This is a genomic window from Pseudomonas sp. NFX5, from assembly GCF_049132125.1.
Lineage (GTDB): Bacteria > Pseudomonadota > Gammaproteobacteria > Pseudomonadales > Pseudomonadaceae > Aquipseudomonas > Aquipseudomonas marginalis.
Genome location: NZ_JAFMZG010000028.1, coordinates 361481 through 387133, shown reverse-complemented (window position 1 = coordinate 387133; position 25653 = coordinate 361481). Strand labels below are relative to the sequence as shown.

Annotated in this window: 22 protein-coding genes; 10 read left to right on the top strand and 12 right to left on the bottom strand. The window is 62.9% G+C overall.

Features of this window, described 5'->3' with window-relative positions; all coding sequences use genetic code 11:
• Nucleotides 1-29 precede the first annotated feature (29 nt).
• The 3 genes from J1N02_RS18900 (at nucleotide 30) to fecA (ending at nucleotide 3886) form a co-directional block, all read left to right on the top strand.
• The gene (locus J1N02_RS18900; RefSeq protein ID WP_098480933.1) at nucleotides 30-518 is read left to right on the top strand and encodes a sigma-70 family RNA polymerase sigma factor; all 489 of its coding nucleotides are present in this window, start codon (nucleotides 30-32) and stop codon (nucleotides 516-518) included.
• The gene (locus J1N02_RS18895) at nucleotides 515-1456 is read left to right on the top strand and encodes a FecR domain-containing protein (RefSeq protein ID WP_421147572.1); all 942 of its coding nucleotides are present in this window, start codon (nucleotides 515-517) and stop codon (nucleotides 1454-1456) included. The genes J1N02_RS18900 and J1N02_RS18895 overlap by 4 nt, the downstream gene beginning before the upstream one ends.
• Nucleotides 1457-1546: 90 nt before the next feature.
• Nucleotides 1547-3886, top strand: a complete 2340-nt coding sequence (fecA, locus tag J1N02_RS18890) for a TonB-dependent Fe(3+) dicitrate receptor FecA (RefSeq protein WP_098480331.1) — start codon at nucleotides 1547-1549, stop codon at nucleotides 3884-3886.
• On the opposite strand, the gene J1N02_RS18885 is transcribed toward fecA, so the two are convergent.
• The gene (locus J1N02_RS18885) at nucleotides 3883-4755 is read right to left on the bottom strand and encodes a LysR family transcriptional regulator (protein ID WP_421147571.1); all 873 of its coding nucleotides are present in this window, start codon (nucleotides 4753-4755) and stop codon (nucleotides 3883-3885) included. The genes fecA and J1N02_RS18885 overlap by 4 nt on opposite strands.
• 105 nt (nucleotides 4756-4860) lie before the next feature.
• On the opposite strand from J1N02_RS18885, the gene J1N02_RS18880 reads away from it, so the two are divergent.
• Complete coding sequence (locus J1N02_RS18880; protein WP_421147570.1) at nucleotides 4861-6372, top strand: MFS transporter; 1512 nt, start codon at nucleotides 4861-4863, stop codon at nucleotides 6370-6372.
• 51 nt (nucleotides 6373-6423) lie between these two features.
• Here J1N02_RS18880 and J1N02_RS18875 read toward each other — a convergent pair whose 3' ends face one another.
• Both J1N02_RS18875 and J1N02_RS18870 read right to left on the bottom strand, forming a co-directional pair.
• On the bottom strand, nucleotides 6424-6834 hold the full coding sequence (locus J1N02_RS18875; RefSeq protein ID WP_027604683.1) for an HPF/RaiA family ribosome-associated protein: 411 nt from the start codon (nucleotides 6832-6834) through the stop codon (nucleotides 6424-6426).
• A gap of 213 nt (nucleotides 6835-7047) precedes the next feature.
• A complete protein-coding gene (locus J1N02_RS18870) occupies nucleotides 7048-7995 on the bottom strand; it encodes a LysR substrate-binding domain-containing protein (protein ID WP_027604684.1) in 948 nt (315 codons plus the stop codon).
• Between the two features lie 137 nt (nucleotides 7996-8132).
• On the opposite strand from J1N02_RS18870, the gene J1N02_RS18865 reads away from it, so the two are divergent.
• The 3 genes from J1N02_RS18865 (at nucleotide 8133) to J1N02_RS18855 (ending at nucleotide 11474) form a co-directional block, all read left to right on the top strand.
• The gene (locus tag J1N02_RS18865) at nucleotides 8133-9509 is read left to right on the top strand and encodes an L-serine ammonia-lyase (protein ID WP_421147569.1); all 1377 of its coding nucleotides are present in this window, start codon (nucleotides 8133-8135) and stop codon (nucleotides 9507-9509) included.
• Nucleotides 9510-9570: 61 nt separating this feature from the next.
• On the top strand, nucleotides 9571-10857 hold the full coding sequence (locus J1N02_RS18860; protein ID WP_098480335.1) for a serine/threonine transporter: 1287 nt from the start codon (nucleotides 9571-9573) through the stop codon (nucleotides 10855-10857).
• A 299-nt stretch (nucleotides 10858-11156) separates the two neighbouring features.
• On the top strand, nucleotides 11157-11474 hold the full coding sequence (locus J1N02_RS18855) for a DUF3509 domain-containing protein (RefSeq protein ID WP_065938619.1): 318 nt from the start codon (nucleotides 11157-11159) through the stop codon (nucleotides 11472-11474).
• Here the strand turns inward: J1N02_RS18855 and J1N02_RS18850 are convergent.
• Nucleotides 11471-11959 carry a phosphate-starvation-inducible protein PsiE gene (locus tag J1N02_RS18850; protein ID WP_027604688.1) on the bottom strand — a complete coding sequence of 163 codons (489 nt, stop codon included), beginning with the start codon at nucleotides 11957-11959 and terminating at the stop codon, nucleotides 11471-11473. The two genes, J1N02_RS18855 and J1N02_RS18850, sit on opposite strands and share 4 nt — an antisense overlap.
• A 248-nt stretch (nucleotides 11960-12207) precedes the next feature.
• On the opposite strand from J1N02_RS18850, the gene J1N02_RS18845 reads away from it, so the two are divergent.
• A complete protein-coding gene (locus tag J1N02_RS18845; RefSeq protein WP_012722374.1) occupies nucleotides 12208-12468 on the top strand; it encodes a YebG family protein in 261 nt (86 codons plus the stop codon).
• A gap of 49 nt (nucleotides 12469-12517) precedes the next feature.
• Here the strand turns inward: J1N02_RS18845 and J1N02_RS18840 are convergent, their stop codons facing one another.
• Nucleotides 12518-13537, bottom strand: a complete 1020-nt coding sequence (locus J1N02_RS18840) for a Leu/Phe/Val dehydrogenase (protein WP_027604689.1) — start codon at nucleotides 13535-13537, stop codon at nucleotides 12518-12520.
• Nucleotides 13538-13722: 185 nt separating this feature from the next.
• On the opposite strand from J1N02_RS18840, the gene J1N02_RS18835 reads away from it, so the two are divergent.
• Entirely contained in the window at nucleotides 13723-14526 is an 804-nt protein-coding gene (locus J1N02_RS18835; RefSeq protein ID WP_027604690.1) for a SirB1 family protein, read from the top strand.
• A gap of 189 nt (nucleotides 14527-14715) precedes the next feature.
• On the opposite strand, the gene J1N02_RS18830 is transcribed toward J1N02_RS18835, so the two are convergent.
• Genes J1N02_RS18830 through hmgA form a run of 4 tightly spaced genes read right to left on the bottom strand, consistent with a single transcriptional unit; the run spans nucleotide 14716 to nucleotide 19360 of the window.
• Nucleotides 14716-16086, bottom strand: coding sequence for an MFS transporter (locus J1N02_RS18830; protein ID WP_419480329.1), 1371 nt, complete (start codon nucleotides 16084-16086; stop codon nucleotides 14716-14718).
• 49 nt (nucleotides 16087-16135) lie between these two features.
• Nucleotides 16136-16774, bottom strand: a complete 639-nt coding sequence (gene maiA / locus J1N02_RS18825) for a maleylacetoacetate isomerase (RefSeq protein WP_421147568.1) — start codon at nucleotides 16772-16774, stop codon at nucleotides 16136-16138.
• A gap of 12 nt (nucleotides 16775-16786) precedes the next feature.
• Nucleotides 16787-18073: a fumarylacetoacetase gene (gene fahA, locus J1N02_RS18820; protein WP_098480336.1), complete on the bottom strand. Its 1287-nt coding sequence runs from the start codon at nucleotides 18071-18073 to the stop codon at nucleotides 16787-16789.
• Nucleotides 18074-18076: 3 nt separating this feature from the next.
• Nucleotides 18077-19360, bottom strand: coding sequence for a homogentisate 1,2-dioxygenase (gene hmgA, locus J1N02_RS18815; protein ID WP_027604694.1), 1284 nt, complete (start codon nucleotides 19358-19360; stop codon nucleotides 18077-18079).
• 120 nt (nucleotides 19361-19480) lie between these two features.
• Here hmgA and J1N02_RS18810 point away from each other — a divergent pair, with 120 nt between their 5' ends.
• Nucleotides 19481-20260, top strand: coding sequence for an IclR family transcriptional regulator (locus J1N02_RS18810; protein WP_027604695.1), 780 nt, complete (start codon nucleotides 19481-19483; stop codon nucleotides 20258-20260).
• A gap of 1 nt (nucleotide 20261) precedes the next feature.
• On the opposite strand, the gene dacB is transcribed toward J1N02_RS18810, so the two are convergent.
• The 3 genes from dacB to J1N02_RS18795 form a co-directional block, all read right to left on the bottom strand.
• Nucleotides 20262-21707, bottom strand: coding sequence for a D-alanyl-D-alanine carboxypeptidase/D-alanyl-D-alanine endopeptidase (gene dacB / locus J1N02_RS18805; protein WP_421147567.1), 1446 nt, complete (start codon nucleotides 21705-21707; stop codon nucleotides 20262-20264).
• A gap of 422 nt (nucleotides 21708-22129) precedes the next feature.
• Nucleotides 22130-24547, bottom strand: a complete 2418-nt coding sequence (locus J1N02_RS18800) for a TonB-dependent siderophore receptor (RefSeq protein ID WP_421147566.1) — start codon at nucleotides 24545-24547, stop codon at nucleotides 22130-22132.
• A gap of 109 nt (nucleotides 24548-24656) precedes the next feature.
• Nucleotides 24657-25592, bottom strand: a complete 936-nt coding sequence (locus J1N02_RS18795) for a glutathione S-transferase family protein (RefSeq protein ID WP_421147565.1) — start codon at nucleotides 25590-25592, stop codon at nucleotides 24657-24659.
• Nucleotides 25593-25653: the final 61 nt, after the last annotated feature.

Here is a 25653-nt window from a genome sequence, read left to right as displayed (position 1 = left end):
TTGCCGGCATGCACAAAAGGGAGATCGCGTTGCAGCCGTCCAACACTGTCGAAGTGCTCTATAACGACCATCACCACTGGCTCACCGGCTGGTTGCGACGCAAGCTCGGCTGCCCGGAAAGTGCAGCAGACCTGGCGCAGGACACCTTCATCCGAATCCTGACCGCACGGGAGGCGCCGACGCTGGTCGAGCCCCGCGCGTTCCTCACCACGGTCGCCAAGCGCGTGTTGTTCAACTTCTACCGCCGCCAGGACCTGGAACGCGCCTACCTCGACGCCTTGGCGCAGATGCCTGAACAGGTAGCGCCATCCGAAGAAGAGCGCGCGATCATCCTGCAAACCCTGCTGGAGCTGGACCAGTTGCTCGACGGCTTACCCACGCTGGTCAAGCGCGCGTTCCTGCTGGCCCAACTCGACGGCCTGACGTATGCGCAGATCGGTGCCGAACTGGGCATCTCCATCGCCACCGTCAAACGCCACCTGAATAAAGCCGCCATGCGCTGCTATTTCGCCCTATGAATGTCTCGACCCAGGTTGCCGAACAGGCCGTGCACTGGCTGATGGAAATGCAGCAAGGCGCGCTCAACCCACGCCAGCAGGCGGCCTGGCAACACTGGCTGAATGCCCATAGCGAACATCAGCGCGCCTGGGACCATATCCAGCGCGTCAACCAGCGCCTGCGCGGCATGCCCTCGCCCCTGGCCCATGCGGCCTTGAACGCACCTAAGTCCAGCAGCCGGCGCCAGGCGATGAAGTTGCTGCTGATCCTCGGCGCCGGTTCGGCCGCGGCCTGGAGCCTGCGCCAGCAGCATATCCTGCCGCCGCTGAGCGCCGACTACCGCAGCCCCGTCGGCCAACGGCGCAAGGTGCAACTGGCCGACGGCAGCCAGTTGCAACTCAATACCGGCAGCGCCGTGGATGTGCACTTCGACGGTCGGCAACGGCTGATCCGCCTGCTCGAAGGCGAGATCCTGCTCACCGCCAATGCCGGCAGCACGCCGCTGCAGGTGTTGACCGGCCAGGGCCTGCTCAGCAGCCAGGCGGCGCGCCTGAATGTGCGCCAGTTCAACGACCACACCCAACTGGCGGTGTTCGACGGCCGCGTCGAGGTGATGCCCAATACCTACAGCGGCCTGCCCCTGACGGTCGACGCGGCACGCCAGGTCAATTTCACCCGCAAGGGCTGGGACACCCCGCGAGCTACCGATGCCAACAGCGGCGCCTGGGCCGACGGCATGCTGGTGGCCGCGCATATGCGCCTGGAGGACTTTCTCGCCGAACTGGGCCGCTACCGCCGTGGCCAGCTCCATTGCGATGCGCAGGTCGCCAACCTGCTGCTGTCCGGCAGCTACCCGCTGGACGACAGCGAACGCATCCTCGACCTGCTGGAGGTCAGCCTGCCGGTCAAGGTGCGGCGTTTTACCCGCTATTGGGTGAGCGTCCAGGCCCGTGCGTAAATTATTTTCAGCCACCGTGAGCCGTTTTCCGCACCTCGCGTGACAGAGAAGGAAAGCCACCTTGATCCTTCCTTCTCAGGACCGCCCTTCATGCCCCAGCACCCCACCCTTCTCGCCCGCACCTTGCGCCAACTGCTGCTGGGCGCCAGCCTCAGCCTGACCGTACTGCCTTGCGTGATGGCGGCCGATGCCAAGCCGTATCACATCGCGCCCAGCTCGCTGGAAGCAGCCCTGAACCAGTTTGGCCGTGAAGCCGGCGTGTTGATTTCCTTCGGTTCCGAAGTCACGGCGGGCGTGCAAAGCCGTGGTTTGTCCGGCAGCTACAGCGCCGCCGAAGGCCTGCAGAAGCTGCTGGAAGGTACCGGCCTGCAAGCCCGTGCCGAAGGCGACAACGCCTACAGCCTGCAACCGGCAACGGCGCCGGCGGCTGTCGAGTTGGCGACCTCCAGCGTGGTCGGCGACTGGCTCGGCGATGCGGCGCAAACCAATGTCTTCGAACACCCCGGCGCCCGTGACGTGATCCGCCGCGAAGCGTTCGAACGCCAGGGCGCCACCCAGGCCAAGGACGTGCTCAACCGCATCCCCGGCGTCAACGCCCCGGACAATAACGGCACCGGCAGCCACGATATGGCGCTGAACTTCGGCATTCGCGGTCTCAACCCGCGCCTGGCCTCGCGCTCAACAGTGCTGATGGACGGTATCCCGGTGCCGTTCGCGCCGTACGGCCAGCCGCAGCTGTCCTTCGCACCGATCAGCATGGGCAACATGGACGCCGTGGACGTGGTGCGTGGCGGCGGCGCAGTGCGCTACGGCCCGCAGAACGTCGGCGGCGTGGTCAACTTCGTGACCCGCGCGATCCCGGATGCACCCACCGTCAAAGGTGGCTTGCAGACCGAGACCAGCCCGTCTTCCAGCCATGACGGCTTCAAGACCACCGGCAACCTGCTGGCCGGCGGCACTGCCGAGAATGGCCTGGGCGGCGCGATTTTGTATTCCGGCACCCGTGGCGGCGACTGGCGCGAAAACAGCAACACGCGCATCGACGACCTGATCCTCAAAGGCAAATACCAGCTCGACGACGCCAACAGCTTCAACGCCATGGCGCAGTACTACGAAGGCCAGGCCGATATGCCTGGGGGCTTGAACGTCGCGGACTACAAGGCCGATCCGTATCAGTCCACCCGCCCCTACGACAAATTCTGGGGCCGCCGTACGATGTTCAACGTCGGCTATCGATACGAGCAGGACCGCCGCGAATTCACCGTCAACAGCTTCTTCACCAAGACCCTGCGCAGCGGCTACCTGGACCAGGGCACGTTCCTGTCGCTGTCCCCGCGTGAGTATTGGGTGCGCGGCGTGGAAACCCGTTTCGCCCAGGGCTTTGACCTCGGCCCGACCAGCCATGAAGTGGGCGTCGGCTACCGCTACATCAACGAAGCCGGCCACGAGTTGCGCTACCGCACGCCGATTTCCGCCAACAACCAGCAAATCCCCAGCACCGACAGCCGCAACGACCGCGACACCCGTGGCGGCACCGAAGCCAATGCGTTCTTCGTCGATGACCGGATTGATATCGGCAAATGGACCATCACCCCGGGCATCCGCTACGAGATGATCGAGTCCCAGCAGAGCAACAACCTGACCAACGTCAAATACAAAGGCGACTACAACACCGCGCTGCCGGCGTTGAACGTGCTCTATCACCTGACCGACGACTGGAACCTGTACGCCAACACCGAAGGTTCATTCGGCAGCGTGCAGTACAGCCAGATGCCCAACCGTGTGACCAGCGGTGAAGTGAAACCGGAAAAAGCCCGCACCTGGGAACTGGGTACCCGCTATGACGACGGCACCTTGCGCGCAGAGATCGGCGCGTTCCTGATCAACTTCGACAACCAGTATGAAAGCAACCAGACCAACGACTCGGTGATCGCCCGCGGCGAAACGCGCCACCAGGGTATTGAAACCAGCGTCAACTACGCCCTCGATGGCTTGAGCCCGGCGCTGGCCGGTTTCGATGTGTACGCTACCTACGCCTACGTCGACGCCACCATCCGCGAAGACGGCCCGAACAAAGGCAACCGCGTGCCCTTCTCGTCCAAGCACAAGGGCACCCTCGGCGTGGGTTACACCGAAGGGCGCTGGAAACTCAATGTGGACAGCAGCTATCAGAGCAGCCAGTTCGCCGACAACGCCAACACCCAGGCAGAAAGTGCTGACGGCGCCAACGGTCGAATCCCCGGCTACATGCTGTTCAGCAGCCGCGCAGCCTATGACTTCGGCCCGCAACTGTCGGATCTGAATGTGGCGGTCGGCGTGAAGAACATCTTCAACACGCAGTACTTCACCCGCTCGTTCGACGACAACAACAAGGGCAAATACGTGGGTGAGCCGCGTACGCTGTACGTGCAGACCTCTATCGCGTTCTAACTGCCCGCCAGGCAACTGGGGGTGGCGGCGACCAGAGCGTCGATTGCACAACGGGTCTTGGCCGGCATATGCACGGCTGTCGGCCAGATCACATGGATCGGCGCGGGTTGCTCGCGATAGCCGGGCAACACCGCGACCAACTGCCCACGCAGCACATAGTGCGCAATCAACCAACTCGGCAACCAGGCCAGGCCGACGCCCGCGATGGCGGCATCGGCCACGGCCTGGAGGTCGTCCATCATCAACGGCGAGACCACGGGATTGCGCTGCGAGGTCGTGCTGCGATAGGCGATGCCGCGATGGCCGGCAAGGTCTTCGATGCATTCAATCGGCCCGACGCGCTGCAAGTACGCCGGTGACGCCGCCAGCTCCACGGCCTGTTCGCCCAGGCGACGTGCACTGAGGCGGTCGGTGTCGGGCAGCGGGCCGATCCGCACGGCGACGTCGAAGCCTTCCTGTGCCAGGTCCACCAGACGATCGGCGAAGCTGATCTCGATCTCCAGTTCCGGATAGCGCGCCATCAACCCCCACAATGCAGGGGCTGCGTAGTGATGCCCGAAGGCCAGTGGCAAGCTGGCCCGCAAACGGCCGCGTGGCTGTTGCCGGCCGCTTTCCAGCACCGATTCGGCCGCCTCGAGTTCCGCCAACGCGCGCAGGCAATGCTCGTAGTACGCCTGGCCGTCCTCGGTCAGCCGCTGGCGGCGGGTGGAGCGCTGCAACAGGCACGTGCCCAGGCGTGCTTCCAATCGCGCCAGGCCCTTGCCGACCGCCGAACGGGTGAGGTTCAGCCGTTCGGCGGCCTCGGTCAGGTTGCCGCTTTCGACGATGTGCAGAAACAGCTCAACGCCATCAAAACGCGGTGTCGTCATGGCTCGATTGTCGCCCTGAATTCCCTTATCAGCGGAAAACTTATCACGAATAACGAAACAGATTCCCCTGAAAATAACGCGACACTTCATCCACAGGAGAATCCCATGCCACCCGCCGCCACGCTAACCACCGCCAGCCCCCCGCGTACCGCCAGGAATGGGCTGGCCCTCACGGCCGTGTGCCTTGTCGCCCTGATGTTCGGCCTGGAGATTTCCAGCGTGCCGGTGATCCTGCCGACGCTCGAGCGGGAGTTGGGCACGGGCTTCCAGGACGCCCAGTGGATCATGAACGCCTACACCCTGGCCTGCACGAGCGTGCTGATGGCGGCGGGCACGTTGGCGGATCGCTTTGGCCGTCGCCGCATGCTGGTGCTGTGCCTGTGGGTGTTTGGCCTGGCTTCACTGGCCTGCGGGCTGGCCGAGGATTCTTCGCTGCTGATCACGGCGCGGTTTATCCAGGGCATCGGTGCCGGGGCGATGATGATTTGCCAATTCGCCATCCTCTCGCACCTGTTCCGCGAACCGGCAGCACGGGCACGGGCGTTTGCGATATGGGGCGTGATTGCCGGCGTGGGCCTGGGCTTCGGGCCGATGATCGGCGCATTGATCCTGGCGGTGGCGGATTGGCGTTGGGTGTTCCTCGTACATGTGCCGCTCACCCTGTTCACCCTGGTGCTGCTGCGCATCAGCGTGCAGGAGTCCCGCGACCCGGCCGCCCATCGCCTGGACATCGCCGGCATGCTCACCCTGACCCTGTCGGTGTTTGCCCTGGTGTACTTCATCACCCAAGGCAGCGAGCACGGTTTCGGCACACCGGCCATGCTCGGTTGGGCGGCGTTGTCGGGGCTCGGCCTGCTGCTGTTCATCACGGTCGAGCTCCGCAGTGCGCACCCGATGTTCGACTTCTCGGTGTTCCGCATCCCGCGTTTCAACGGTGCGTTGATGGGTTCGATCGGCATGAACTTCAGCTTCTGGCCGTTCATGATCTACCTGCCGTTGTACTTTCAGGCGGGCCTGGGTTACGACACCTTGACCACCGGCGCCGCGCTGCTCGCCTATACCCTGCCGACCTTGCTGGTACCGCCGCTGGCCGAGCGCCTGGCCCTGCGCTATGGCGCCGAACGCATCATCCCCCTCGGCCTGGGCCTGATGGGCGCGGGCTTTCTCGCCATGGCCGCCGTCAACGGCGCCGAGCACCCACGTATCGGGCTGGTGCTGCTCAGCTGCGTGATCGCCGGCGCAGGCCTGGCGCTGACCAACTCGCCCACCACCAATACCACCACCGGCTCGGTATCGGCCGACCGCGCGGGCATGGCCTCCGGCATCGACTTCAGTGCGCGGCTGATCACCCTGGCGCTCAACATTGCCCTGATGGGGCTGGTGCTGTTGCTGGGGATCAGCCATCAGCTGGCCGAGATGCTGCCCGCCACCACGTCAATGGAGTGGCCGGCCATCAGCCAGAACATTGCCGCAGGAAAGTTGGAGTCGATGGGGCTGGCAGCCAACGATGCTAAGGCGGCACTGCGCCACGGCGCCGGTTGGGCGATGCTGTTTGCCGGGTTGGGCGCTGGGGGGCTGGCGCTGTTGAGCCGGTATTTTTTCCGACGCGGCGCCTGAACGAAAACGGGCCTGCAGATGCAGGCCCGTTTGCAGGGGGTGAAAAGAACGTCAGCCGTTGATGACCGCGTTTTCGTTTTCCAGGAATTCCTGTTCCAGCGCGTCTTCATTCACTTTGTTAATGGGCTGGTTTTTCGCGGCAGCGCGGGGCTTGCCTTGCAGTCGACCAAACAGATGTTCCAATGCGTGATCCAGCTTGGTGGCCGCGCTGTCAATCGCTTGTTCCAGGGTATCGCCCTTGGCGGACACCGACAGCGGTTGATGGCCTTTTGGCCGCGCTTCCAGTCGGCAACTTAAATCGTGGGGACCGGGCTTGTCGCCGTTCTCATCCCGCAGGTAGACCTCCACTCGGGTCAGGTCTTCTTCATAACGTTCGAGCGTGCTCTCAATGGTAGTACGTACCCACTCCTCCAGTCGGATGCTGCTTTCAATATGGTTATCGCTATTGACTTGGATTTGCATAGTTCTTCCCTTATTTCAGCTAGCTCGCGAGAGGTCACAAACTGCAACACCGGGGTGGTGAAACCATGACCTCTTGATTACACAATTGAGCAGTCAGAGAAACATTTCAACCCCTTTGCAAAGATAAATCCCACATTACAAATTAACCCTGACGACAAGCAGAAACACTGTTAGGGTGGGGAGTTAGTTACATCTTCTTACGCTCCGCGCCCCTCACAATTGCCCTTCCCCCAGCGGGTGCAAGGCGCGAAAAATGCCTGCTTCCTCCACCAGCCAGTCATGCACCGCGCGCACGCCCGGATGGTTCAGGGCGCCCGGCGCATACAGCAGCACATAACGTTTGTGGTTGGGCACCGCGAGGCCGAACGGCACGATCAAGGTGCCACGTTCCAGCTCATCATTGAGCAAGGTGCGTCGCGCAATCGCCACGCCCATGCCGGCGATGGCGGCTTCGATGGTCAGGTGGTTGCGATTGAAGGTGTGGCCACGGCGTACATCGGCGACGTGATAGCCGATGGCATTCAGGTAGAACTCCCACTCCGCATACTCATAACTCCCACGCCAGGCGGTAATGTCGTGCAGCAGCGGGAAATGCGCGAGATCGGCCGGACCGTGCAAGGGCGGTCGACCCCGCAACAGGCTGGGGGCGCAGACCGGGAAAATCTGCTCATCCAGCAGGGCTGTGGATAACAGGCCAGGGTAGCTGCCGTCATTGAGGTCGATGGCCAGGTCAAAGTCGCCTTCGTGCAGGGCGATGCTGCTGTCCTCGGCGACCATGCGCAGTTGGATATCCGGGAAGCGCTGCTGCAAGCGCGGTAGGCGTGGGGTCAGCCACTTGCCGAGAAATGATGGAATCGAGCGCAGGCGAAGCGTGCCGCTGATCATTCCCGCATCCAACCGCTGCAACTCGGCGTCGATGCTGCCGTAGGCTTCCCCCACCGTTGCCGCCAGGCGCTGGCCCTCGGCACTCAGCTCCACCCCCCGTGCCCGTCGATGAAACAGCCGAAACCCGAGGCGCTCCTCCAACTGGCGGATTTGCTGGCTCACCGCCCCCGGCGTGATGTGCAGTTCTTCGGCGCAGCGGGTGAACGACAGATGCCGGGCAGCGCAGGAAAACACGTGCAACCAGACGTAAGTCTGGCCATGGAGAGGGCGAGCCATAGGGTTTAGTCCTGCTAAAGGGTGTCTTAGGATAATTCGTTGGTCAGTGCCGATCCAGAGGCTCAATATCGCGCCAATTGCGCTCGTCCTACAAAACATGGCAGCGATTCCTACTCCATTGCTTGTAAGGCTTTAGCATGGCTATCAGCGTTTTCGACCTATTCAAAGTGGGCATCGGCCCGTCCAGCTCCCATACCGTCGGCCCCATGCGCGCGGCGGCGACCTTCGCCCTGGCCTTGAACGACCAGCACTTGCTGAGTGAAACGCGCCGGGTCGAAGTGCGCCTGTATGGCTCGCTGTCCGCCACTGGTGTCGGCCACGCCACCGACCGCGCCTGCGTCATGGGCTTGATGGGCGAATGGCCGGATCAGGTCGATCCCACTTCGATCAACACGCGAATCCAACAGCTGCGCGAGTCCGGACAGTTGTTGCTGGCCGGTCAACAGGAAATTGCCTTCAACTGGCAAAGAGACCTCCTGCTGCTGGACGAAAGCCTGCCCTACCACCCCAACGCCATGTCCCTGCACGCCTACGGCGACAACGGCCTGCTCAGCGAGCAGACCTATTATTCGGTGGGTGGCGGTTTCATCATCGAAGCCGCTGAAGCGGCTTCGGGCATCGCGCCGGCCAACGATGTGCAATTGCCCTACGACTTCTCCAGCGCCGTCGAGCTGCTGGCCCTGTGCAACCAGCACGGCCTGCGGGTTTCGGAATTGATGATGGCCAACGAACGCGCCTGGCGCAGCGAAGAACAGATCCGCAGCGGCCTGCTGCATATCTGGTCGGTGATGCGCGAATGTGTGGAACAAGGCTTGCGCGATGAAGGCATCCTGCCCGGTGGCCTGGACGTGCCACGGCGTGCGGCGAAATTGCACCGCAGCCTGTTGGAAATCGGCAAACCCAATGTGATCACCTCGACCTTGTCGGCCATGGAATGGGTCAACCTGTTCGCCCTCGCCGTCAACGAAGAAAATGCCGCAGGCGGGCGCATGGTCACGGCGCCGACCAATGGCGCAGCGGGGATCATCCCGGCGGTGTTGCACTACTACATGAAGTTCAATGCCGACGCGTCTGACGACGATGTGATCAATTTCTTCCTGGCCGCCGCAGCCGTCGGCATTCTGTGTAAGAAAAACGCCTCGATCTCCGGTGCCGAAGTCGGCTGCCAGGGCGAAGTCGGTTCAGCCTGCGCCATGGCCGCCGCCGGCTTGGCCGACATCCTCGGCGCCACCCCCGAGCAACTGGAAAACGCCGCCGAAATCGGCCTGGAACACAACCTCGGCCTGACCTGCGACCCGGTCGGCGGCCTGGTGCAGGTGCCGTGCATCGAGCGCAATGCCATCGCCGCGGTCAAGGCCATCAACGCCACGCAAATGGCCCTGCGCGGTGACGGCAAGCACTTCATTTCCCTCGACCGGGTGATCCGCACCATGCGCGATACCGGCGCCGACATGCACGACAAATACAAAGAAACTTCACGGGGCGGCCTGGCGGTCAGCTGGGTGGAGTGCTGATCGGAGCACTTCGTCCCGCCCCAACGTGAGCCCGCGCAAAAATAATAACGAGGCAATAACGATGACCGATGTACGTACACCTGCGGCTGAAAATCCTGCTTTAGACACTACCGTTACCACTGGCTGGACCCAACACGACACCACGTGGATGCTCGGCCTCTACGGCACCGCCATCGGCGCCGGCACCTTGTTCCTGCCGATCAATGCCGGCGTCGGCGGCTTCTGGCCGTTGATCGTGCTGGCGCTGCTGGCCTTCCCGATGACCTTCTTTGCCCACCGTGGTCTGACGCGCTTTGTGCTGTCAGGCAAATCCGGCGACATCACCGAAGTCGTCGAAGAACACTTCGGCGTCGGTGCGGGCAAGCTGATCACCCTGCTGTATTTTTTTGCGATCTTCCCGATCCTGCTGGTGTACAGCGTGGCACTGACCAACACCCTGGGCAGCTTTATGGAGCACCAACTGCACCTGGCGCCGCCGCCCCGGGCGATCCTGTCGCTGGTACTGATCCTCGGCCTGATGGCCATTGTGCGCTGCGGCCAGGGTGTGATCGTCAAGGCCATGAGCGTGCTGGTCTATCCGTTCGTCGCCGCCTTGCTGTTGCTGGCGCTCAGCCTGATCCCCAACTGGAACGGCGCCTTCTTCGCCTCCGCCAGCGAGGGCATGCCCCTGCCAGTGTTTTTCAACACGCTATGGCTGGCGATCCCGGTGATGGTGTTCTCATTCAACCACTCGCCGATCATCTCCGCCTTCGCCGTCGACCAGAAGCGCATGTACGGCCCGCTGGCCGAACGCAAAAGCAGCGGCATCCTCGCCACGGCCCACGGCATGATGGTGCTGACGGTGATGTTCTTCTGCTTCAGCTGCGTGCTGGCCCTGTCGCCGGCTGACCTGGCAGCGGCCAAGGCGCAGAACATTTCGATCCTGTCGTACCTGGCCAACCACTTCCAGACGCCGGTGATCGCTTACGCCGCGCCGTTGATCGCGCTGGTGGCGATTACCAAGTCCTTCCTCGGCCACTACATCGGCGCCAGCGAAGGCTTCCAGGGGCTGATCGTCAAATCCCTGCGCGGGCGTGACCGTTCGATGTCATCCAAATGGCTGGAACGCTGCACCGCGCTGTTCATGGTGCTGACCTGCTGGGCCGTGGCCACCTTCAACCCGAGCATCCTGGGCATGATCGAAACCCTGGGCGGGCCGATCATCGCCTGCCTGCTGTTCCTGATGCCGATGTACGCCATCCATCGCGTGCCAGCTTTACGCCAGTATTCGGGCCAGGTGTCGAATGTGTTTGTGGTGCTGATCGGGCTGATTGCGCTGTCTGCGATCGTTTTTTCCGTGTTGCCCTGAAACGGATCACCAACACCAATAACAACATAGAACCCATGTGGGAGAGGGCTTGCTCCCGATAGCGGTGCATCAGCCAAGTATTCATTGACTGATGCACCGCTATCGGGAGCAAGCCCCCTCCCCCATAAGGAGCTCATTGTTTGACAGATCGCTGTACGGCACGCCCTTTGCTGTACAGCCCATGAGGTAAACGGAATTTGTACCACCTCAGCGACGGAGTGGCCGGTGGTCAGGCAACGCGAACTAATCACGACACCGGTCGTCAATGACTGCATGTTCTTATCAGGCGGTAACGCACCATGGACAATCCTTTTCAGATCATCACCGACACCTTCACCCCAAAATACCGTGTCAACCTGAGCATCCAACGGCTCGACGGCAGCATCATGCTCACCCTCTCGGACGAGACGGGCGTAGTGGCCAAACGCATGATCAGCGCCGAACAACGCAACGACCCGCAACGGCTCAAACGCCTGGTGCAAAGCATTCAATTCGGCATCGCCATCGAGCAGGGCCACAGCGCCATGGAGATCCTGGCGGTGATGACGGACGGCGACAGCCACAAATTGTTGCAGCGGCCGCCGACCCGCGCCCTGCCCTTCAGCGTCGGGCTTTAAAGCTCACCCTTCTCGGTCTCCAGGCTCGCCTCGCCCTTGCGACGCGGGCCTTCGACCTTCACCGACGGGAACGCCGACGACGCGTAGCGCACCACCAGAATCGCAAACGCCAGCAGCAGAATCCCGCCGCACAGGTAGATGATGCCGAGGTCGGGCGGATTGTGGTGGGACACGTTGGAGATCAACAGGCGCGTCAGCGCGGTGATCGCCACGTAGATCAGGAAGCGCACCGGCATGTGGTTGGTCTTGAAATAAATCCCGACCATCGCGCCCAATTCCAGGTAGATGAACAGCAGCAGGATGTCGTCGATCTTGATGTGCCCGTTCTCCAGCATCCCCAGGAATTCCATCACCGCAGCCCAGGCGGTCACCGCACCGATGGCGAACAACGCCAGGTAATGGAACGACTCGACAAACAGGTTACCCAGGGACTCGGCCAGCCCATGGACTTGATGGCGCAGCTTTTCGGCCCAATTAAATTTCACGATGGTGCTTCCTTAGGTCGGTTCGACCGGATAATGCGGGTTGGACGTGACGGTTGTTCTGCATGCAGAAAAAAGGCCAGAGGCGGGTATAAGATGATGGCGGGGTGACATGAGGCACGCCTGGCCTGTATTTACGGGCTACATTAAAAAACTGCTACCCAAACCCCACGGTTTGGCTTACCCTTTTCGCTGTATATAAATACAGTAGTCGCAAAAGACAACTATCGTGAAGGCATGTGAGGTGGTGAATGGCCGTCGAAGTGGTATACCGCAGCAGCCGAGATCTGGAGCGTTTGTTCATGGATAAAGCCGAAGCTGACCGTCATGACAAGATGCTTGAACTCGCTGAGTTGCTCGCAGAAGTGTTGCAAAAAGCCGTGCCGTCCCTGAGCGAGCAGCAGGTGGAGGAAGCCGGGATCTACATGGCGAAGAATCGCGATGTGTTTGCCAAGGCGTTCAAGAGCCAACCGGATGCATTGTCCGAGTTGCTGAACGCACCGGCGGAATAAGCCCGAATTGAACAGGCCCTGAGTCGATGATTCAGGGCCTTTTTAATGCCTATTTGTAGAGCAGGCGCTCGGCCAGCTCGTCCGCGACCCGTGCGGGTGAGCGTTTTTCGGCCTGGGCGTGGGCGAAGATTTCAGTCAGGCGCGTGCCGATGTTGGACAGGTGCGCGGTGATGGTCGGCAGTTCGGCACCGCTGTGCTTGAGGGCGACGTAGATCAGGCCGCCGGAGTTGATCACGTAGTCCGGGGCGTAGAGGATGCCGCGGCCTTCGAGTTGGTCGGCCACTTGCAGGTTGGTCAGTTGCGCACTGGCGGAACCGGCGACGGCGGCGCAGCGGAGCTGGCCGACGCTCTGGCGGTTGAACACTGCGCCCAGGCCGCAGGGCGCGAGGATGTCGCACGGGGTGCTGAGCAAGGCGTCGTTGGCGATAGGGTGCGCGCCGAGCTGTTCCATGGCCAGCTGCACCTTGCCGTGGTCGATGTCGCTGACCAACAGTTCGGCGCCGGCGGCGTGCAGTTGTTCGGCCAGGGCGAAGCCCACGTTGCCCAGGCCCTGGATAGCTACGCGCAAGCCTTCGAGGTTGTCGCTGCCCAGGCGGGCCATGGCGGTGGTGCGGATACCCGCGAACACGCCCATGGCGGCATGGGGCGAGGGGTCGCCGGCGGCGGTGGTGCTGGTAACGAAGCGAGTGTGCTGGGCGATGCAGTCCATGTCGGCGACCGAGGTACCGCTGTCGGTGGCGGTGATGTAGCGACCGTCGAGTTGCTCGATGCAACGACCAAAGGCTTCAAACAGCGCCGCACGGTTTTCCACATGGGCGGGGCGCAGGATCACCGCCGTCCCGCCCCCCACCGGCAACCCGGCCAGGGCGGCCTTGTAGCTCATGCCTTGGGCCAGGCGCGCGGCGTCCGCCACGGCGCTTTCATCGTCGGGGTAGGCAAGGTAGCGACAACCACCCAGGGCAGGGCCCAGGCGGCTGTTATGGATGGCTATGACCGCCTTCAACCCCGTCACCGGGTCGATGCTCAGGTGCAGCGATTCAAGGCGGGTGCTGTGCATGAGAGCAAACATCGTCGAGCTCCCGAATCACTTCTTGTGTCGCCAAGTATAGGCTTGCGGCAGAAAACTGCCGAAGTGCGCTGGAATAAGCCGTCCGGTTTTGTAGGTCTTGTGACATAAGCGGATAGGATATTTCTTAAGCCACTGGACGAAAATTCCCAGCAAGGCTAAAACGGGGGCATTCGCCGGAGAATGCAATGAATCCCCGTCACGCTTTTTTCGCCTGCCTGGAACGTTCGCCCCCCGCGCTGTTTGAAGCCGCGCTGTGGATCGCCGCCGAGCATGACCCGGCGGTGCAACCGGCGTTGATCATGCAGGACCTGAAATTGCTCGAGCAACAGGTCAGCCTGGGCATGCCCCTGCTGCCAGCGGATGAACTGGGCCAACCCTTGCTGCGAGGTATGAATGACCTCGGCTTCGCCCAGGATGATTTCACCCCGCTGCGCCCCGCCGCCGCCCTGCTGGACAAGGTGTTGCAACGCAAACGCGGGCAACCCCTGGCCATGGGGTTGATTGCCATGGAGCTGGCGCGACGCCTGGGCATTCCCATGGTCGGCGTCAACTTCCCCGGCCACTTCCTGCTGCGGGTGCCCGGTGCCGATCACTTGCTGGACCCTTGCGGCGGGCGACGCCTGTACCCCAACGACTGCCGCGAGCTGCTGCAACGCCAGTATGGTCCCAACCTCAAGTTGCAGGCCGATCACCTGCACACCGCCGAACCCCGTTCGATCCTGCAACGGTTGTCCCGCAACCTGCGCCAGTTGCACCTGGCCAATGACAACCCCCTGGCCGCGCTGATCGACGCCGAACGCGTGCTGGAACTGGGCAATGCCAGCGCTGCCGATTACCTCGCGCGGGCCAGCCTGTATCAACGCCTGGACTGCCCCAACGCCGAGCGCTTCGACCTGGAACACGCGTTGATGCTCAGCGAAGACCCGATCCAACGCCTGCGCCTGACTGAACGCCTGGGGCACCTGCCACCCAACTCCGTGGTGCATTGAACCCACTGCTCTCAAGCGCCTATTTCCCTGTGGTGAGCGGCCTTCTGTGGTGAGCGGGCTTGCCCCGCGCTGGGCTGCGTAGCGGCCCCAAAAATCCTGGGAGCGCTTCGCACTCCAGCGCGGGGCAAGCCCGCTCACCACAGAAACTCGCTCACCACAGTGATCCTGCTCGATGTAGATGCAACATCTTCAGTGATTGGCCGGCACCTTGAGGATATCGCCATGCAAAGGGCTCTTCGGCGCGTCAGTCGCGGGCGAGCGCACTTGAATGATCAACAACGCCGCGATCACCGCCGGAATCGCGCAGAAGAAGAAAATCTGCTGCACCGGAATATGCATCGCCAGCAGCATGCTGCCCAGCAACGGGCCCAGGATTGAGCCGAAGCGCCCTACACCCAATGCCCAACCCGTACCGGTGGCGCGTACATGCGCCGGATAAAAATTGCTGGCGAAAGCATTAAGGGTCAGTTGCCCGCCAATGATGCAAAACCCGGCGGCAAACACACAGGCCACCAGATAGCGCGGATTGTCGTGGTTCAGCCCCAGCAGCACGGTACACACCGCCGCTGCCGCCAGCACGCCGGACAACAGCCGCACCTTGTGCTTCAATCGATCGGCAAACCAGGCCATGCCGATGGCCCCCAAGGTGCCGGCGAACAGGAACATTGAGGTCACCAGGTTGGCTTCACTCAACGCCAGGCCACTTTCCAGCAGCAGCGACGGCAACCAGCTGATCATGAAATACAGCAGGATCAGGCTGACAAAGAAGGTCGCCCAGATCAGCACGGTCGGGCGTGCATAGCCATGGCGAAACAGCTCCACCACCGTCAACGGGCTGCCCTGCTCGCGGCGGTTTTCGTCCTCGCCCGCCAGCGGCGCACGCCACCCGGGCAACATGCGCGCGGTGACCTTATGCAAGCGTGCATACGGCGGCGCATCGCGCAGCAGGCGCGGCAGGGATTCCGGCAGCAGCCACATCAGGAAAGGGAACAGCAGCAACGGCGTCACGCCGCCGGCAAGAAACACCGCCTGCCAGCCAAAGCCGTCGATAAATCCTGCGGCCACAAACCCACCGGCTGCGCCGCCGAACGAAAAGCCGCACGCCGCCAACGTCACCATCAAGGTGCGCAGGCGTGGCGGGGAATAGTCCGACATCAACGCCATGGCACTGGGCATCGCGCCGCCCATGCCGATACCGCAGATAAAGCGCGCCGCCATCAGCGTGGTCAGCGAGCTGGCGAAGACCATCAACACCGTGAGGCTGGCGTAGATCAGCACGCAGCCCAGCAGGATGCGGCGAACGCCAAAGCGGTCGGCCAGGGGTGTCACCAGCAACGAGCCCAAGGTCAGCCCCAGCAGGTTGGCACTGAACACCGGTCCGAACGCGGCCTTTTCCAGCCCCCAATCCGACGCCAGCGCCGGTACCACATAACCCAGCACCTGGGCATCGTAGCCATCGGTTACCAGCAACAAGGCCAGCAACAGGAGAATCAACCACTGGTAGCGCGACACCGGACGGGCATCGAGTGCCGCGCGAAAGCTGGCAATCTGATTGTGCATCGCAAGGTACCTGTTTTTATTATTGTGCTCACGCTCCGCGCGGGCACGATCACTCAGGAGTGTCGGGTTGATTGGCAGGATGGGCCTGGATAAATGCCGGATGCTGCGCCGCCAACGCCGCCACCCGGCCGATGCGTGGATACGCCCCCAACGGCACCTTGAAGCGCTCCGCCGCATACAGTTGGGGAATCAGGAAGGCATCGGCCATCCCCGGCTGCTCGCCGAAGCAATACCCCTTATCGCCAATCAACTGTTCCACCGCCCCCAGCCCCTGGCTGATCCAATGCCCGATCCACTCCAGCACCTGCGCCTCGTCATGTCCCCACTGACGCAACAAGTTCTGGGTGCTGGAGTTGTGCAATGGGTGAATATCGCAGCCGATGATCGACGCCACTGCGCGCTCATGGGCACGGGTGGCCATGTCCTTGGAAAGCAGCGGCACCTGTGGATAACGTTCGTCCAGGTATTCAATGATCGCCGCGGACTGAATCAGCAGCTCGCCGTCATCGGTGCGCAAGGCCGGCACACGACCTTGGGGGTTGATGGCCAGGTATTCGGTCTGGCGATTGGCGCCACCCGCCGGCACCAGCAGGTTGACGGGCACCGCAGTGAAATCCAGGCCCTTGAGCGCAAGGGCGATGCGAACCCGGTAGGACGCCGTAGAGCGGTAGTAGGTATAGAGTTCCATCGCCCTGCCCTCCTAGCGCGCCGCGACCACGGTGCCACGGCATTCGCCGAAGCCGATGGAGGCGAAGCCTTCACGGTTGCAACGGGCGCGCAGGATGACCTCGTCACCGTCCTCAAGGAACCTGCGCACTTCGCCGGAAGGCAGTTCGATGACCTTCTTGCCGCCTTCGGTCATCTCCAGCAGGCTGCCGAACTGCCCGGCTTCAGGGCCGGACAAGGTGCCCGAACCAAACAGGTCACCGGCCTGCAGTTGGCAGCCGTTGACGCTGTGGTGCGCCACCAATTGCGCGACGGTCCAGTACATATGCAGGCTGTTGCTCAGGGCCAGGCGATGGGCCGGCAGGTTCTGTTCGCGCATGGCGGCGGTGGTCAACAGCACCTCAAGCTCGATATCCAAGGCGCCAGCGGCCTGGTCACGCTTATCCAGCAGGTACGGCAGCGGCTGCGGATCGCCTTCGGGCCGCGCCGGCTGGGCTTTGCGGAACGGTTCCAGGGCTTCGGCCGTGACCACCCACGGTGAAATGCTGGTGATGAAGCTCTTCGACAGGAACGGCCCCAGCGGCTGGTATTCCCAGGCCTGGATGTCCCGCGCCGACCAATCATTGAGCAGGCAGAAACCGGCGATATGCTCGGCCGCATCGCCAATGGCAATCGAGTCGCCCATGGCATTGCCCTGGCCGATCCAGATGCCCAGTTCCAGCTCATAGTCCAGGCGTGCGCAGGGGCCGAAGGTTGGTTCGGTCTGGCCAGCCGGCAAGGTCTGGCCTTTGGGGCGACGGACGTCGGCACCCGAGGGGCGAATGGTCGAGGCGCGGCCGTGATAACCGATCGGCACGTACTTGTAGTTCGGCAGCAGCGGGTTATCCGGGCGGAACAGTTTGCCGACGTTTTGCGCGTGCTCGATGCCGACGTAGAAGTCGGTGTAGTCGTTGATCTTCGCCGGCAGGTGCATCTGGCAATCGGCGGCGCGGTGCAGCACCTGCGCTTCACGGGCCTGCAGCCTGCTGCCCTCGGCAAGCAGTTCCAGCAGGCGCTCGCGCAAGGCCACGCGCGGGCCACGGCCCAGCTCGAAAAAGGCGTTCAGCTGGCCGCCCGCAGTCGCGTCAACGGCGCGGCGGGCTTCGCCCTCAAACTCATCCAGGGCGGCGTGCAGGTCGAGGATCGCGTCGCCAATCGCCACGCCACTGCGCGGGGCCGAGCCGTTGATGCTGAACACGCCCAGCGGCAGGTTTTGCAGGGGGAAATCGCGGTGACCATTGGCGGAGGCTACCCAACTGCGGGTAAGGGTTGGCTGCGTCATGGGTTATCTCCGGTTCGGGTTGAAGGTGACGGGCAACGAGGCCCAGCACGCGTCATAGGAAGGTTGCAGTTGCGGGCACTCCAGGGCGAACTGAGTGGGACGCAGCACTTGGCTGGTCTCGAACATGAAGGCCATGGTGTTATCGATCTTGTGCGGTGCCAGGTCCACGTTGATGGCCTTGGTGCAGGTCTCGCCGTCCGGGCCGTGGGCGCTCATGCAACTGTGCAGCGACGCGCCGCCGGGCAGGAAGCCTTCGGCCTTGGCATCGTAGGCGCCCTGGATCAGGCCCATGTATTCGTTCATCAGGTTGCGGTGGAACCACGGCGGACGGAAAGTGTTCTCGGCCACCATCCAACGCGGCGGGAAGATCACGAAGTCGAGGTTGGCCAGGCCGTGCACGCTGGTGGGCGAGGTCAATACGGTGAAGATCGACGGATCGGGGTGATCGAAGCTCACGGTGCCGAGGGTGTTGAAGCGGCGCAGGTCGTATTTGTACGGCACGTTATTGCCGTGCCAGGCCACCACGTTCAGCGGTGAATGGTCCAGCTCGCACGCCCACAGCTCACCGAGGAATTTCTGCACCAGCGTGGTCGGTTGCCTGAGGTCTTCGTAGTGGGCCACCGGGGTGAGGAAGTCACGCGGATTGGCCAGACCGTTGCTGCCGATAGGCCCCAGGTCCGGCAGGCGCAGGGGCGCGCCATGGTTTTCGGCGACGTAACCGCGCGCCTGTGCATCCAGCAGCTCGACACGAAATTTGAGGCCACGGGGCAACACCACAATGTCCAGCGGCTCGACGTCCAGTACCCCCAGTTCGGTGGCGATGCGCAGGCGGCCCTGCTCGGGGACGATCAACAGTTCGCCGTCGGCATTGAAGAACACGCGGTCCATGGAGCGATTAGCGCAGTAGTTATAGATGCTGATGCCCGAGGGTTTTTCCGACCCGGCGTTGGCTACCATGCCGACCAGGCCGTCGATAAAGTCTGTCGGCTCACTCGGAATATCCAACGGGTTCCAACGCAAGCGATTGGGTGTCACCGCGCCCAACGGACCGCCGGCCAGCTGCCGCTCCAGCTTGATAAACGCGGGGTGATTGGCCGATGGCTGGATGCGGTACAGCCAGGTGCGGCGGGCTTCGCTGCGTACCATGGTGAAGGCGGTGCCGGAAAACAGCTCGGTATACAGCCCGTAGGGGGCTTTTTGCGGGGAGTTCTGGCCGACCGGCAAGGCGCCGGGCAGGGCTTCGCTGGCGAATTCATTGCCGAAGCCCGACAGGTATTCGAGGTTCATGGATCATCCTCAGGGCGGAAGTTGTTTTTATCGTAATCCAGTTACGCATAACGTAATTTGATCACTATCGACCGTCAAGCTATAAAGACGCCCATTCATCTCTCGGATTCTCGCCCCTCCATGGAAAAGCCCCGCGACACCGGTAAACAGAAAGTCCGCTCGGCCGAAGTGGGCACCGATATCCTCAAGGCCCTGGCCGAACTGTCGCCCTCCACGTCGTTGTCGCGGCTGGCCGACCACGTGCAGATGCCGGCGAGCAAGGTGCACCGTTATTTACAGGCGCTGATCGCCTCGGGTTTTGCCGAACAGAACGCCGCCACCAACCATTACGGCCTGGGACGCGAGGCGTTGCGCGTGGGCCTGGCCGCGCTGGGCAGCATGGACGTGCTGAAAGTCGGCGCGATGCCCCTGGCAGAGCTGCGCGACGAGTTGAATGAAACCTGCTTCCTGGCGGTATGGGGCAACCAGGGCGCGACGGTGGTGCAGATCGAACCGGCCGTGCGCGCCGTGACAGTGGTGACGCAATTGGGTTCGGTGTTGCCCCTGCTCAGTTCATCCACCGGGTTGGTGTTCAGTGCCTTCCTGCCGTCGCGGGAAACCGTCGAGTTGCGTGAGCGTGAAATCCAGGCCGGCACCGCCCATGCCCTCGCCGACGACCAGGCTTACGCCACCACCTGCGAACAAATCCGCAACCGTGGCCTGCACTTTGTGCATGGCCTGCTGATGCCGGGGGTGGATGCGCTGTCGGCACCGGTATTCAACGCGGTCGGGCACGTGGCGGCGGTGATGACCGTGGTCGGCCCCACCTCGCTGTTCCACGCCGACGAAGATGGCCCGGCGGCGCAACGCTTGCTGGCGGCGACCCGAGCCGTGAGTTGGCGGATGGGTTACCAGCCCTGAACTAGTCGTGCCACTGGGCCAGGGCCAGCGCCAGGCGGTTCTCGAGGGCGCGGACAGGGGCTGCGTCACTGAGGTAGTTATTGCTGATTATCGAAAACACCAGGCGTCGCCCCTCGGCATCGGTGATATAGCCGCTCAACGATGATACGCCGGTCATGGAGCCGGTCATAGCGTGCAGGTTGTTTTCGGCAGCCGTCCCGCGCAGGCGATAACGCAGGCTGCCGCCGGTCATACGGTCGGCATTGCCGGCAATCGGCAAGGCGTTGTACCAGGCGTCGAACCAGGGTTGCCTGGCGGTGACCAGCAGCAGGTCCGTCAGGTTCTGCGCCGACACCAGGTTGCGTCGCGACAAGCCTGAGCCATCTACCTGGCTGAGCGTCGCCGGGGCCAGGCCCTGGCGCTGCATGAACGCCGCCACCGCCGCCACGCCCGCTGCCGCAGTGCCCGCGTTGGCGGTTTTGCGGCCCATGGCCTTGAGCAGGGCTTCGGACATGTTGTTGTTCGAGAGCTTGAGCAGCGGTGTGATCAAGTCCTGCAACGGCGCCGATTGATGCTCGACCAACACCGTCGCCGTCCCAGGGCTGGCCCCCCCGATCACGCGCCGCCCGAGCACCTGGATACCTTGCTGCGCCAGCGCCTGCTCAAACAGATTGGCCACCAGTTGCGTCGGTTCCCACACACTCACCCACTGCCGACTTTGCTTGCCCGGGGCGAGCGCGCCGCTGAGTTGCAGCAGGTTGGTGCCGTGCTGGCGGGTGATGGCGTAGCTGTTGCCGGGGCCGCTGACGGCACGGTTGCTCAGTTGTACGTAGTCGGTGGGCGGGCTCACCACCACGTTCACTGGCTGGCCGAGGGCGACGGGAGCCTTTGCCGTGACGAGTAAGGTGCCTGCGTCAAAATCCGCATTCGGCGACACCGTCAACGCCGAAATCTGCGCGCCGTAGTAGGTGGTCTCATCGTCTTGCGCCCAATCCACGCCCAGGCGCTCGGCATCGAACCAGGTGTCGTCGAACACCAGGTCGCCTTGCACCTGGCGCACGCCCCGGCTCGCCAGCTGGGCCGCCAATGCCTGGTAATCGGCGAATTGCGTGGTCGGGTCGCCCAAGCCACGCAGGTACAGGTTACCGGCCAGGCGCTCGCCTTGCTGGGTGCCGTTGCTCAACAGCTGGGTGGAAAAACGGTAGTGCGGCCCCAGCACATCCATCGCCGCAGCGGTGGTGAGCAACTTGAGGTTGGACGCCGGAATCAGACGGGTGCGCGGGTTGTGCTGATAGAGGGTACTGCCGCTGCGGGCGTCGCGCACCATGACGGAAACCGTGGCGCCGTTGAGGACTGGATCGGCCAACAGCTGATCCAGGGTTGAAGGCGTGGATGGCTGCGAAACACTCGCGCAGCCGCCCAGTAAAACGCTCAGGCACAGCAGGTGCAGCCATCTTCCAAAATGCATCAGTAACGTGTTCCGCAAAGCCATGGGTGGCCGCAACGCTAACAGCTCCGTACCTTTGTGGCGAGCGGGCTTATCCCGCGTTGGGTGGCGAAGCCGCCCTTACTGATGCCGTCGTGTTTTTTCAGGAGCACCGCAGAGTCTGTTTTGGGGCTGCTTCGCAGCCCAACGCGGGGCAAGCCCGCTCACCACAGGAAGCCCACTTACCACAGGAAGCCCACTCACCAGAGGAAGCCCGCTCACCACAGGAGGCCCACTCACCAGAGGAAGCCCGCTCACCACAGGAGGCCCACTCACCAGAGGAAGCCCGCTCACCACAGGAGGCCCACTCACCAGAGGAAGCCCGCTCACCACAGGAGGCCCGCTTACCAGAGGAAGCCTGCCCACCACAAGGAGCACACTTGCCATAGGGAGCCCGCCAGGTTTTAGAACTCCAGGGTGCTGGACACCGATACCTGCCGCGCATCGCCCATGGACACAAACAGGCGACTGGCCGCCGAGGTGTAGTAAACGCGGTCGAACAGGTTCTTCACGTTGACCTGGAACTTGACCTTCTGCCCGTCGATCCTGGTGTCGTACGTGGCGAAGGCGTCCGCCACGGTGTAGCCCGGCAGGTTGAAGTCGTTGGCGGCGTCGCCTGCGCGCTCGCCGACATAGCGCGCACCGGTGCCCACGCGTAACTGATCGCCGCCGAAAATGTTGCCGAAGTCGTAGGCCACCGACAGCGAGCCGGTGTGCTTGGCCACGTTTTGCAGGCGGTTGCCTTCCAGTGTCGGGTCGTTGTCCTTGATGTCTTCGGCGTCGGTGAAGGCGTAGCTGCCGATCAGGCTCCACTTGTCGGTCAACTGGCCGCTGGCATCCAGTTCCAGGCCACGGGAACGCACCTGCCCTGCGATGCTGTAGATGGTGTTGGCGCCGGAGCCCACCGACACCAGCACATTGCGCTTGTCGATAGTGAACAACGCCGCGCTGGCGGTGATGCGCCCGGGGATGTCGAGCTTGGCGCCCAGCTCCCACGACTTGGATTCCTCCGGCGTGAGGTCGCCGGTCAACGTGCTGCCATCGGCCAAGGCAGCGATGGTGGAGTTGGGCTTGAACGACTCGGTGTAGCTGCCGTAGAACGACAACTCATCGGTGTAGCGGTACACCAGACCGGCACGCGGCACCCAGGCCTGGCCGTTGCCGTCGGTGTTGGCCTTGAACGGCACGCCTTTGCCGGCGTACTGGTCATACATCTGATAGCGCGCACCGGCCACGAAGATCCACTGGTCGGTCAGGTGAATCGCGTCCTGGAAGAACAGCGAGTCGCTGCGCAACAGGTCGGTCTGGGCGCTGTCGGCGGCGCTGACGGTGGTGCCCGCGACTTCGTTGCCGTACACCGGGTTGTTGTAGTTGAAGGTGCCGCGCGAGTTCTGGCGAATCAGGTCGGCGCGGTAGATCTTGCGGTACTCGTCGTCCAGGCCGAACACCAGGTCATGCTGCATGCCCAGCACATTGACCTTGCCTTCCAGGCTGGCTGTGGCGAAACGGTCAGTGGTGATCGCGCCCTTGGTCCCGTCCATCTTGCGGGTCAGGGTGCCGTTGGTGTTCACCGCACTGACGCGCACCTGGCTGGCGTCGTAGGTTTCACGGTTCCAGCTGTAGCCGAAATGAGCTTTCCAGTCGTCGTTCAAGTCGTGGTCGGCTTCGAAACGGTACAGGTCGGAACGGCCTTCCATGTTATTGAACGGCTCATCCAGACGACGAGTGGCCGGGATGTCCAGCGGGTGGTTGGACTTGTCGATGGCCGTGCCGCGGTCGAACGGCGAGAGAAATTCGCGGTGTTCGTAGGCGAACAACAACTTGGTGGTATCGCCGTACCAGGCCAGGGACGGCGCCACCAGCGACTCGCGGTGGGTGCCGAAATTGCGCCAGTAGTCTTCGTCTTCATGGTCGACGATCAGGCGATAGGCCAGGCCCGAATCGCCGATGGGGCCGGTGGTGTCGAGGTTGCCGCCGCTGCCGTTCTTGCCATCCCCGAAAGTCGAGCCGCGCACGGTCAGGGACGTGGCCTGGGTCAGTTGCGGTTTTTTGCTGACGATATTGACCACGCCGCCCGGGTCCTGGATGCCATACAGCAGCGACGACGGGCCCTTGAGCACTTCGACCCGTTCTGCGGTTGAATTCAACGCCCGGCCCTGCACCACCGGCATGCCATCGCGCATGATCGAGCCGTTACGGTTATCGCCGAAGCCGCGCAGCATCACCGCGTCCTGGGTGCTGGCCAGGGTGTTGGCCTGGGTAATGCCGCTGATATTGGCCAGGGCGTCATCCAGGTTGCGCGGGGTCTGGTCGCGCAACACTTGGGCGGGGACCACGTTGACGGTCTGCGGGGTTTCCAGCAGCAACGCGCGGGAACGCATCACCGAGCTGGTGGGCGGGGGCTGGTAGCTGGTGCTGTCCTCGGTTTGGCCGACACCGCTGATGGTGGTCGCGCCGAGGTTGAGCGCGCCCTCGGTGGGCACGGGTTCCAGAGCCAGGGTGCGGGCATCGATCTGGCGGAAAGTGAAACCGGAGTTGCCCAGCAGACGTTGCAGGGCCTGGGTCGCACTCATTTGCCCGCTGACCGCCGGGGCACTGAGGCCATAGGGCGCTTCATCGGTGTAGATCACGCTGATCCCGGTGACCCGGCTGAAATCGCTCAAGGCCTGGGGCAGCGGCTTGGCAGCCTGGGCAAAGGTGAACCGGGCGCTTTGCTGCGCCTGCGCCTGCGCCACGCCGAGGGGCAGCAATGCCAGCCCCGACACCGCCAATACCGAGGCTCCCAGCCACTGTTTAACCAAACCGCCCGCCGTCGACTTCATGCTGTGAGAACCCGTGTAGAAAACGCTGTTAATGCGAATAGATCGCAGTTTCAAGCACTACACGGATGGACTGACGGTTTACCTCACCTTTATTTGCAAATATTTTTATTTATTGCGCCTGAATGCAAAAACCCAAGCGTGGGAAATGCACATGCACGGTGCCGGCGCGTTCATCGGTGCGACGCAGGATCAGCTCTTCGCGCCCGGCAAACAGCAGTTCACCGGCCACGGGGTCGGTGCCGTAGTCAGTGGCCGAGATGGTCACCTGCTGGCCGGGTTTGAAGCCGTTCAAGTCCTCGAAAACCTCATCGGACAGCGCAGTGGGCGTAGCGTTACGCGCCACTTCCAGCGCTTGCTCGGCGCTGATCTCACTGGCAGTGCCATGGCCAAAGCTCAGTACGCGGTCCAGCCACGCCGCCACAGCGGGATACGCATCCACCAACGGCGCAGTCACCGATGAGCCCTTGAGGAACCACAGCGGATGGGCCAGGGCAAAGTCGGCAATCGACGGTTCACCAAACAGGAAGTCCCCCGTCGGGTGCTGCAATTGCTGATCGATACGATGGATGATCGCCGGCCATTGATGCTTGGCCTGGTCCAGTTGCACGCGGGCGGCGGTGCCACCGCTGAACAATTTGCTGCGGTCAGCCACCAGCACCTGGAGCATTTGCGGCGGTACCTTGGCAAATTTGACGGCCAGGGATTCAGGCTGGAACACCAGCGCCACGGCATGGGAAAACACTACCGAGTCGGCCCAGGCGGCGAAGCCTTGGGTAACCAGTTCCAGGCCTTGGGGAAACAGCGTCGGGGCGGATTTTTCCTGCTCCAGGCGGCGGGCGATCAAGGCGGTGTCGCAGTAGATGTCGGCACCGACTTGCAGCACCGGCGTCTTGCGATAGCCGCCGGTCAAGGCGGTGAGGTCAGGCTTGGGCATCACCGGCGAGATGCGCACGGAATGCCAGGACAAGCCCTTGAAGCCCAGCATCAGGCGGGCTTTTTCAGCAAAAGGGGACTGCGGGTAATGGTGGAGAATCAACTCAGACATGCCAGGCTCCGCTCGATAGGTGAGCGGCTAGCTTAGCCTGCAAAACCCCGGGCGGGGACGA